Source organism: Fodinibius sp., from assembly GCF_041642155.1.
Classification (GTDB): domain Bacteria; phylum Bacteroidota; class Rhodothermia; order Balneolales; family Balneolaceae; genus Fodinibius.
Genome location: NZ_JBEPWZ010000084.1, coordinates 1 through 10939 on the forward strand (window position 1 = coordinate 1; position 10939 = coordinate 10939).

At 51.9% G+C, this 10939-nt stretch carries 7 protein-coding genes; 4 read left to right on the forward strand and 3 right to left on the reverse strand.

Features of this window, described 5'->3' with window-relative positions:
- Window positions 1-487: SPFH domain-containing protein (locus ACESLU_RS06970; protein WP_372637051.1), on the forward strand; the 487-nt coding region annotated here is incomplete at its 5' end.
- 296 nt (window positions 488-783) lie between these two features.
- Entirely contained in the window at window positions 784-1380 is a 597-nt protein-coding gene (locus tag ACESLU_RS06975; protein WP_372637053.1) for a superoxide dismutase family protein, read from the forward strand.
- A 282-nt stretch (window positions 1381-1662) separates the two neighbouring features.
- Here ACESLU_RS06975 and ACESLU_RS06980 read toward each other — a convergent pair whose 3' ends face one another.
- Both ACESLU_RS06980 and ACESLU_RS06985 read right to left on the reverse strand, forming a co-directional pair.
- A complete protein-coding gene (locus tag ACESLU_RS06980; protein WP_372637056.1) occupies window positions 1663-2565 on the reverse strand; it encodes a glutaminyl-peptide cyclotransferase in 903 nt (300 codons plus the stop codon).
- Window positions 2566-2732: 167 nt separating this feature from the next.
- Window positions 2733-4202, reverse strand: coding sequence for a glycine--tRNA ligase (locus ACESLU_RS06985; RefSeq protein WP_372637059.1), 1470 nt, complete (start codon window positions 4200-4202; stop codon window positions 2733-2735).
- A 185-nt stretch (window positions 4203-4387) separates the two neighbouring features.
- Here ACESLU_RS06985 and asd point away from each other — a divergent pair, with 185 nt between their 5' ends.
- A complete protein-coding gene (gene asd, locus ACESLU_RS06990; RefSeq protein WP_372637062.1) occupies window positions 4388-5455 on the forward strand; it encodes an aspartate-semialdehyde dehydrogenase in 1068 nt (355 codons plus the stop codon).
- A gap of 400 nt (window positions 5456-5855) precedes the next feature.
- Here the strand turns inward: asd and ACESLU_RS06995 are convergent, their stop codons facing one another.
- Window positions 5856-6257, reverse strand: a complete 402-nt coding sequence (locus ACESLU_RS06995) for a hypothetical protein (protein ID WP_372637065.1) — start codon at window positions 6255-6257, stop codon at window positions 5856-5858.
- A gap of 418 nt (window positions 6258-6675) precedes the next feature.
- On the opposite strand from ACESLU_RS06995, the gene ACESLU_RS07000 reads away from it, so the two are divergent.
- On the forward strand, window positions 6676-10812 hold the full coding sequence (locus ACESLU_RS07000; protein ID WP_372637068.1) for a lamin tail domain-containing protein: 4137 nt from the start codon (window positions 6676-6678) through the stop codon (window positions 10810-10812).
- Window positions 10813-10939: the final 127 nt, after the last annotated feature.

A 10939-nucleotide genomic window follows, 5' to 3' on the forward strand; every position in this document is an offset into this window, starting at 1 on the left:
GATCCGGGTACTGCGGTACGAGATTAAAAATATTTATACGCCCAAGACCATTCAAAATGCGATGGAACGGCAAATGACGGCAGAACGCAACCGGCGTGCGACGATTGCCAGGTCGGAGGGTATCATGCAGTCGACCATCAATGATGCGGAAGGAGAAAAGGAAGAGATCATTAACAAGTCGGAAGGTGAAATGCAGCGTCAAATAAACGAGGCTGAGGGGGTCGCCGAAGAAATTGAGTCCATTGCCGAAGCCACCGCTGTTTCCATCGAAGAGATCGCCGAGGCCCTTTCGCATGACAAGGGGAAAGAAGCCATGCAGATGCGGCTGGCGAAACAGTATATACGCCAGCTTTCGAAGCTGGCCAGTGACAAGAATGATGTCATTATACCCAAAGACGTTACCAATTACGATGCCATTATGAGCGGGCTTTCGCTGGATAAGATTTCGATTGTGCCCGAAGAAAGCGATCTCAAGAAAGGAACCTGACCTGCTTCGGCCACGGCGTCCGCCCTGTCGTTCTGTAGCTACGCCATGTCCTTACCGGGATGTGGGAGAAGGGCGAATATCTGACCTTCTTTTTACAACTGGTATCGGGATGCAGATATCCGGATCAACAGGCCTGCCGCGTCCCGTACAAAGGGAACATCTTCACTTGCTGATGGGTAAAAAAGATGGTATTTATGCACCGGCATCCTGTTTATTCAATAAAGCAGGAATGCCAAAAATTCAACCTTTGTTGTGAACAGTAAGTTTTTAACCACAAAATAAATCCTTTATCAACTATGACATTATTTAAAAATATTTCCATAGCGGTATTGCTTTTCGCAGTCGGCTGTGCTCAGCAGGACACGCCCGAGCAAGATCCCCAGTCCGAACCGCAAATGCAGCAGGAAGCGGAGCAAACCATGTCCAACGCTGCTACCGACTATACTAAAGCGGTAGCCGTCGTTCATCCTACCGAAGGAAATGAAGCTTCGGGTACCGTAACCTTTACGGCTACCAGCGACGGCGTACAGGTTCAGGCTGAAATAGAAGGAATTGAAGAAGGCAACCACGGCTTCCATATCCACCAGTACGGCGACTGTACGGCACCTGACGGTACGTCTGCAGGCGGACATTATAATCCGGAAGGCACGGAGCATGCCGGTCCGGATGCCGACACCCGTCACGTAGGCGATTTGGGTAACATCGAAGCCGATGCGGAGGGCGTAGCAACCAAAGACTATGTCGACTCCAAGATCACGCTCAATGGCCCCAACAGCATCATCGGGCACGGTGTCATCATCCACGCCGGAGAAGATGACCTCGAGTCACAGCCCACCGGTGCCGCCGGCCCGCGTCTGGGATGCGGCGTGATTGGTATTGCCAATACGGAATAAGTCCTCCTGACAGCAAATAACATTTTTGCTTGGTCAAAGGACCGCAGGGAACAACCATGCCTGCGGTCCCTTCTTATATGTGCCTGTCCCCGATCACACTATACCGATATCGTTCTTTTATTCAATGCTCATCCCCCCTGAAATCTCATTCCCGGAGAAGCTTAAACCTGTTTGACAGCCTGTCTCCCCGCTCAATCAATTGCTTGACTTTTTCCGTCTTATACAGATCCATCCGAAGACGCTTACCTCTATTCCGGCTTCCAGCTTTTCTTTTATCGCTGATCACTTCATGGTGGGCAGCTTACCGTCGCCCGGCACGTCGGTGATATGGGTAACATCCTTCTTCAAATTGAAATCATTGCGCACGTTCACAGAGGATGCTGAATCCGGGGGCACCCGGCGCTTGATTTCATAGATGTTCGGCCACAATTTACCGGTAATAAAAATCCGGCCGTTACGAGAGTCGTAGGCAATTCCATTGAGGATGTTTACCCTATGTTCTTTTTTCACCCGGCTGACAAGCCACTCCAGGTCAATGCGTCCTGTTACTTCTGCGCGCCCGGGATCAATTATTAAAATCTCATCGGATGTTGATACATTTGCAAATATCATGTCACCAACCATCTCCAGTTCATTTAATTTTGATACCGGCTCCCCGTTGTCCATGACGGTTATCTGCCGGACTTTCCGGAACGTTTCCGGATTAAGGAAATGAAGGATGGCTGATCCGTCGCTCATGATCAATTGTTCGCCGTTGTTTGTCAGCCCCCATCCCGCCCCGGCAATTGGAAAAGTACGGAGGACTTCGAATGTTTTCCAATCATAAACAAACCCCTTGCCCGAACTCAGGGTGAGCTGAATCATACGATTATTCAAAATAGTGAGCCCTTCGCCAAAATATTCATCTCCCATCTTTCGCCGACGAACAATCTCCCCGGTTTCCAGGCGAATTTTCCTGATCTCCGACTGTCCCCTCCTGCCCGTGCTTTCATATAGCCATCCGTCATAAAAGACTAATCCCTGGGTAAAAGCGGTCGTATCATGGGGGAACACGTTCACTATACGCCAGTCATTTCGAGTGACAGATCCGCGCTCGCCGATCAACATAGCACAGGACAGAGGAATAGATGAAAAAACAGTGACAACGAACAGCAGCGTAACCGGACCAGGGATACCTGTATCCATCTGTCGTAATGTACTGATTATGCATGATACAGTGGCTCGAACTCGCCTTTTAATGATTCTTGTATTTTGCATACCTCAATACCCTCGCTTGCTAAGAATCATGGTTAATGACAAGTCCTCTGACGCTATCCCCAACAGCTAAATGAGAAAACCCAACGCCAGAACTTCTACTCCGGCTTCCAGCTTTTTGTTTTGTCGCTGATCACCTCGCGGAGGCGGCTCACCGGCACCCGGTCCTGCGTCATGTCGTCGCGATAGCGGATGGTTACCGTATCTTCGCCCTCAGACTCCACGCCGTCAAAATCCACCGTAATGCAAAAGGGTGTACCCGCCTCATCCTGGCGGCGATAGCGCTTACCGATAGATCCCGACTCGTCGTACAGTACCTTATAGTCCCCGCGCAGATCCTGCTCGATCTTGTGGGCCAGATCCTGCAGCTTGTCTTTCTTGATGAGCGGAAAGATCCCCACATCTGTCGGCGCAATCGCCGGATTCAGTTTCAGCACCGTTCGGCTGTCCCCATCCACCTCTTCCTCGCGATAAGCATCGCAGAGCGCCATCATGACCGTACGATCCAAGCCGATGGATGTTTCAATCACATACGGCGTATACCGTTTCTGTTTTTTCTGGTCGTAATATTCCAGCTTCTTGCCGGAATACTCATGATGCTGGGAAAGGTCGAAATCCGTCCGGTTATGGATGCCCTCCACCTCCTGCCACCCGATGGGATATTCATATTCAATATCGGCGGCATCCGCGGCGTAGTGGGCCAGCTTATCTTCGGGATGCGGGTGGGTTCGCAGCTTGTGCGGGCGAATGCCCAGTGCCTTGTGCCACTCCAGGCGCTTGTTTAGCCAGTTGTTGTAACTCTCCTCATCGGTGCCGGGTTCTACAAAATACTGCATCTCCATCTGCTCAAACTCACGCATGCGGAATATAAACTGCCGGGCCACCACCTCATTGCGAAACGCCTTCCCTACCTGGGCAATGCCGAACGGCACCTGCTGGCGCGCCGTATCCATCACATTCTTGAAATTAACGAAGATACCCTGGGCGGTTTCGGGACGCAGGTACACCGCATCCCCGTCGTCCCCGGACGAGGTAGCCCCAAACTGGGTTTGGAACATCAGGTTGAACTGGCGCACTTCGGTCCACTCGAAGGCGCCCGATTCCGGGGCCCTGATTTCGTGATCCATGATAATCTGGTGAAGATCCTCGCACAATCCTTCCCGGGAACCGGCTGTGTCCAGCAGCTGCTGGAGCTCGTCGGCTTCCTCTGCTTTGCCTTTGCCTCTCAGCCTGGCAATATGTCCCTCTACCAGCATGTCGGCCCGGTAACGCTTATTCGACTGTTTGTCGTCAATCATCGGGTCGTTGAAGCCCTCGACATGCCCACTGGCCTCCCACACCTTCGGGTGCATCAGGATAGCGGCGTCAAGTCCCACAATATTATCATGACGCCGGGTCATCTCTGTCCACCAGAAATCACGGATATTACGCTTTAATTCCGTCCCAAGCGGACCGTAGTCATAGACGGCTCCCAGTCCGCCGTAAATTTCCGATGATTGGTAAATAAATCCACGGGCTTTCGCCAGCGAGACAATAGTATCCAGGTTTTCGAGTTCAGTAACTGACATGTTGCTTCAGTAGGTTTGTGATTGAAAAATTCAAAGACGACCAAAGATAGTAAAAAATACGCCTTTAATTAATTCTCCTTTTATTCTTATTTTCAGGGTCGCTGACAGGTAGCGGATACCTCTTATCCCCTCATACCTGGCACCTATAGATTCAGTAAGCACATAATTCAAACTTGACTAACATAATGCATTCATATCAAATCGGTATACTCGGCGCCACCGGCGCTGTCGGACAAAAATTCATTCGTTTACTCGAAAACCATCCCTGGTTTACCATTACCAAACTGGGAGCTTCCACCCGCTCGTCCGGCAAGAAATACAAACAGGCCGCCCACTGGATTGAAAAAACCGAGTTGCCGTCCGATATAGCGGATATCACTGTTTCCGATTGTCGGGCTTCGGAATTCACGGACGTTGGCTTTGTGTTCTCGGGCCTGGATTCTTCCGTGGCCGGCGATATCGAACAGGAATTCGCCGCGGCCGGCATTCCTGTTATCTCCAACGCCAAAAACTACCGCATGCACGACCAGGTGCCCCTGCTGATTCCCGAGGTCAACCCCGACCATGCGGAATTGATCAAAAAACAGACCTTCAGCAGCGACGGCAGCGGGTGGATTGTCACCAATCCCAACTGTGTTTCAGTGCCCCTGACCATGTCGCTCAAGCCGCTGGCCGATGCTTTTGGCATCAATTCGGTGGTGGTTACCTCCATGCAGTCGGTCTCGGGAGCAGGCTACCCCGGCGTCCCCAGCCTCGATATCGTAGCCAATGTCGTCCCGTATATCGGCGGTGAAGAGCCTAAAGTTCAAATTGAATCCAACAAACTGCTCGGTCAGATCAAGGGGGACACGACCGAGTACAGTGATTTCCCGATCCAGGCGACGGCCGTTCGCGTGCCGACTATAGAGGGACACTTACTCTCGGTTTCAGTGAAACTGGAACATCCGCCCGCTGATATGGAAGACGCAAAACGGGCATTTACGGAGTGGGACAACCCCATTGCGGATCTCGACCTGCCCTCTTCTCCCGAGCTCCCTGTTCGCCTGTATGAAGAGGACCGGCATCCCCAGCCCCGACTGCATGCGGATCGCGAAGGGGGCATGCAAACGGCGGTGGGACGACTTCGCAAGGGAACGGTCATGGATTTGGGTTATGTGACAATGGCCCATAACACCATTCGCGGTGCGGCGGGCGGGGCTATCCTAAATGGTGAGCTGTTAGCGGCAAAGGGGTATTTTCGCCAGGAGTCCTGAGTGTTATGAGTCGTAAGTCATTACGTTATATATTGTATATGCTGGGTTCGGATTCATTTGTGTCCGGTAAAGAATAGAACGCACCTGTACATTTCAGTTAAAAGTTCATAGAATTCGTTTTTAACTTAAAAATGGATTCCAGTACTACCCCCCCTTCGCCGGGAAGGTAACGGGGTGTTGAACCGGGAAAAGGTTTGCGACCCTATCCTTCCGGCCTTAACAGGGAAGGCTCGGAAGGGGAAGCCTCGTTCCATCCCGGGCGCCGAAGCGGGTTGGTCGGCCGCTTTTTTTGGCCGGTTTACGGCGGAAGAAAATCGACAAGGAAATGGAACGCAGTTAAACAACCGGATCTCTTTTTTTAGCATCTTGAACGTTTCTCCGGATAACAATAATTCTTATTTCAGAATCCATCCTCTCCTTCCATCGCGTTAAGCCGGTATTCGGAAAGCCGCATTCGCGCATGCGAAACCAGCTTTTCGGCCTCATTGTGGTGCTTACGATTAATCTTTAGCGTGCGACTGCCCGGCTCCGTCCCCGGCAGCCCGCCAAATGCATCCATTGAGGTCCCCTCCAGGATAATCTTACTGCCGAACCACCCTTTCTCATAGGTTATCTCTTCCAGGTTTCCATACGGAATGATCGTCGACTTCATGTCCGATTTGAATATCCCTACAAAACTATCCTGCAACGTATATTCCAGCTCAAATCCCTCCTCATTCAGCTTAATGAGTCCCTTTACTTCTTTTAACCCGTACGATACACCTGTGATTTCAAAAGGAACGGTACGAATACGAGTATTCATGCTTACAGTCATTGTTTTTGGAATAAATTACATGAAAGTTTTGCAAAACCGTTCGTTTGGCCAATCTCAGCATTTTCGGGAATCAAAAAACCCACATATGCCTTATATGCTGCGGTTTTAAATTCGCTCAAGCTTTGATATTAATATTGCTATTGTTCAAAATTCACGGTTTTTCCTATAAGCTCCCTACATAATAAATAAAAAAATTGAAAAAATTTTGTAAGGATTCTCCTCCAAAACGGTCTTACTTACAGAACATTTGGAAATCAAACGTTGATACCGTTGAAAAGAGCGTACCCAGACATCCTTCCGGGGTGGAATAGTTGACAGCTATTTCATCCCTTTCTTCATGAGAGCCTAATACCCGGCGACTATCGGGACCGCCAGACAAAAAATCAAGAGACAAGAAACATATAGTATGACTACAAGCAGCCATTCCCTGTGGTGGTTCGTTCTGCTGTTTTCTTTCGGAATAATAACGGAGAGTCACAGCCAGTCCATTTATTTCGAGGACGACTTTGAGGATGGAGATTTCACCACCGACCCGGCCTGGAGCGGAGACGATTCTCTGTTTATCATTACACCAGAAGCAGAAAACAACCTGCTCCGGCTGGACGGAAATGACGGGAGTGATCCCGCCTATCTTTCCGTCCCTTCCACTGCTGTCAACGGAAGCTGGGAATGGTATATCCGGCTCGATTTTGCTCCATCCGGCAATAACCGGGTCGAAATTTTTCTGCTGAGCGACCGGGCCGACCTTTCCGGTCCCGTTAACGGCTACGCGGTGCGCGGCGGTGAAAACGGGTCGGAGGATGTGTTCCGGATTGTCCGCTATGAAGAGGGCGTCGAGGCAGAAACGGTCCTGTCCGGAACCACCGATATCAGCAGCGGGGGTTCCTTCAGAGTCAGCGCAACCCGGCAGGCCGGGGGTGTTTGGTCGCTGGAAGTAGGAGAAGGCTACGACGGCTCCCTCACCCCGGAGGGAGGGACGGCTACGGACAATACCTATGCTTCGACCTCCTTTTTCGGCATTCGTTCTACGTATACGTCCACACGAGCGGATAAGTTTTTCTTCGACGATGTTACCATGGTAGAGTTTCCCATAGCATTATCAAAACTCAACATTGAATCAAACCGTCAGTTTGAAGTCCTTTTCACCAGGGATATCGACCCGGCCAGCGCAGGAACCGCGGACTTCTCCATCGATAACGGGGTCGGTCCCCCCGACAGCATTTCCATCCGGGATCATGCCGCTACGCTCTTTTACCAGGATCCGCTGGCCGGTGGAACATTCCTTCTGTCTGTAAGCAACGTTGAGGATCTGTCCGGGAATGCGATTGACCCTGACGCTGCTATCCCCTTTTCCCTTTTTGACCCTTTTGAGCCGGGGGATATTATTATCAATGAATTCATGTATGATCCCCCGGAGGATCTGCCCGAGTATGTGGAAGTGAAAAATCTAACGGATAAATCCCTAAATCTGCAGAACTGGCGAATCAGAGATGATACGAATGAGGCAATCCTTTCAGCCGATACGCTTGTTTTGCCGCCAAATGCGTTCCTCGTGCTCTCTTCCGACACCGCATCGCTTGCAACCGTTTTTGCAGATCAACGGTATGTTCAGCACAACCTCCCTGCCTTAAACAATAGCGGTGACGCCATCCAGCTGATTACCGCCAAAGGCGAGGTGGCCGATTCGCTTAGCTATACCTCGGACTGGGGCGGCAGCGGGGTGGCCCTGGAGCGGCGATCGGCATCCACTCCGGGCATCTACCGGGAAAACTGGGGCAACTCGCCTTCCGACCGGGCCGGCACGCCCGGGAAGCCGAATGAAGTCCCGGCCGATGAAACGGGTCCCGTGCTCACAGAACTAACGATTCTCTCCAATACGATGATAAGACTCGGATTTAATGAACGGCTGGATCCCTCGACGGCCTCGGAAGCGGCAAACTATAGCCTCTCCGGCAAAAGTATCCCATCCGCAGCGGTTACTGCTCCGGACAGCGTGGAATTAGAGCTGGACGATCCACTGCAGAATGCCCAATCCCATACGCTGGCGATTTCGAACATCGAGGATATTTTTGCCAATATCATGGCTGCCGGAGACACAACCTTTACTTTTTATGAAATATCGGCGGCGGACTCCGGTACCGTCTTTATCAATGAATTCAACCATCAACCTGCTTCCGGGGCAACGGAATATGTTGAGATCTATAACCGGAGCGGACAGTCTTTTGACCTGCAGCACTGGACCCTGAGTGACAACCGGGGCACCGGGGCCGCGGTCGCTTCGAAATCGTTCATTCTGCCACCCGAAAGCCATGTAGTTCTCGCCCCGGACAACACCCTGCTGAAAACAGATCCGGATATACAGCTGTTGGCATTGGGCCCTTCGTTTCCCGCCCTGAATAACAGCGGCGATGAGATTGTATTGAAGAACGGGAGGGGGATGGTGCTGGACTCCCTGCAGTATACTGCGGACTGGGGTGGCGATGGGAGTGGACGGGCCCTGGAACGGAGAACAACCTCCGTTTCGGCAGTTTTTAAAGAAAACTGGGGACTTGCTGCGGAAGGTGACGGAAGTCCGGGCCGGCCAAACACCATCCCGGATGACCATACGCCCCCGGAAGTGCTGAAATTTCACCCGCTGAGCGAATCAAAGTTACAGCTTGTATTCTCTGAGCGGGTGGAGTCGGCCGCTGCTTCCGCATTTGAAAACTACCAGCTCTCCCCGAATCAAACCCTGCAGCAGGTATCGGTGCAAAGCGATACCGTGACCCTTTCCCTGGCCCGTCCCATGACATCGGGAGAAACGTATACCCTTACCGTCTCAGGCATTCCTGATATATTCGGCAACAGCGGTGGATCATCCAGTCACGAAATCGAGTACCTGCGCTTTGAAGAGGCCGACGCCGGGGATATAGTACTGAATGAGATCATGGCGATCCCGGGCAGTAAAACGGCTGAATTCGTCGAACTTTATAACCGATCTGCCAAAAATATCGACCTGAGCGGCTGGTCCCTCCGCGACGGCAATGACGAGGGGTCCTTTCCCCCGGATACCCGGCTTCGTGCTCACAGTTATCTCGTCCTTACCGGCAGTACCTCTTTTGCCCAGCAGTACAATAAGACCATGGCTTTGAGCGGTTTTCCCACCCTCAATAACAGCGGCGATGGCCTCGTTCTCAAAAGCAAGTCGGATTCAACAATCGATTCACTGCACTACCAAGCGTCTTGGATGGACAAGGCGGAGGGATATTCCCTGGAGCGGAAAGATCCGCTGGCCGCTTCCAATGACCCGTCCAACTGGCAGTCGAACCTGTCCGTCAATGGCCATTCAGCCGGGGTTCAGAACGTGAACTTTGAAGAAGATAATTCACCGCCGCGGGTCGTTTTTGCAAATAATCCCGGGGATGGCCGGATCGAAATCCTTTTCAACGAATTCATTCGCCGTACCGACGATTTGCACTTCATCCTCAATGGAACACCGCTGGCAGTCAGTTCTTTCGATGCTGCGATGGGACACCAAATATTTCTGCAGGCACCGGGGGCGGATGCTAATGCCACGAGCCAGACGATTACCGTCGAAAACCTCACCGATATACGCGGAAATGTGACGCCGAGCAGTGATATTCCGGTCGCCCGGCCCCTGCAGGCCGGTGACCTTGTTATCAACGAAATCATGTTCCTCCCCATCGCTGACAAAAACGATATGCAGGCAGATCAAGGGGAGTACGTCGAGTTCTATAATACACGTGACTATGCTCTCTCGCTGGAGGGTCTTCTGCTGCACGATGCCCCGGATGAAAACGAACAGGTCCGGGAGCTGCGGCCGGTCTCAACAAGAGCCCGGTGGGTATTACCGGGAGAGACGGTGCTGATTTATGCTGATCCGGCGCCCGCCTTTGCCCAATCGAGAATTGCAACTTTCTTTGACGTGGATACCACCCATATGGAAGCCATCCTGCGGGTGGACCGAAGCAGCCTGGGACTGGCCTCCGAGGATGCCGTTTATATCGCCGACAGCACTGGTGCTGCGATCGATTCTGTCCATTACAGCGAAACGTGGCATAATCCCAACCTCGCGGATAGCCGGGGCATTGCACTGGAGCGCATCGCGCCCGGGGGACCCAGCAACAACGGGGAGAACTGGGGGTCCAGCGTGCACCCCAAAGGCGGCACGCCCGGCGACGGCAACTCCCTGTACCAGGAGCGCCCCGAACAACCGAATGAAACCGGTATCAGTTTTGCTCCCAATCCCTTCTCTCCCGATGGCGATGGTTATGAAGATAACCTGGTCATCGGCTATAAGCTCGATCAGTCCGACTACCTGCTGCGCGTCAATATTTTTGATCGTTACGGGCGGCACATCAAAGAGCTGGCCGACGGCAAACCGGCCGGATATGAAGGTACACTCAGCTGGGACGGTCGCAGAGATGACGGCCGACGCAACCGCATCGGGATCTATATCATCGTTTTTGAAGCCTACGACAGCGCCTCCGGAAGCAATAAGACCTTCAAAAAAACCGTGGTTCTGGCCCGGAGGCTGAATTAAGAATTAGGAATTGAGAATTGACAAATGAGAAACGAGGACCTTGGATTGGGATGCGTCCTTTGCGTTCCATTAAATAGTGAACTTCGATGCTTCTTAGCTTCTCATATACAATTTTTAATTTTTACTG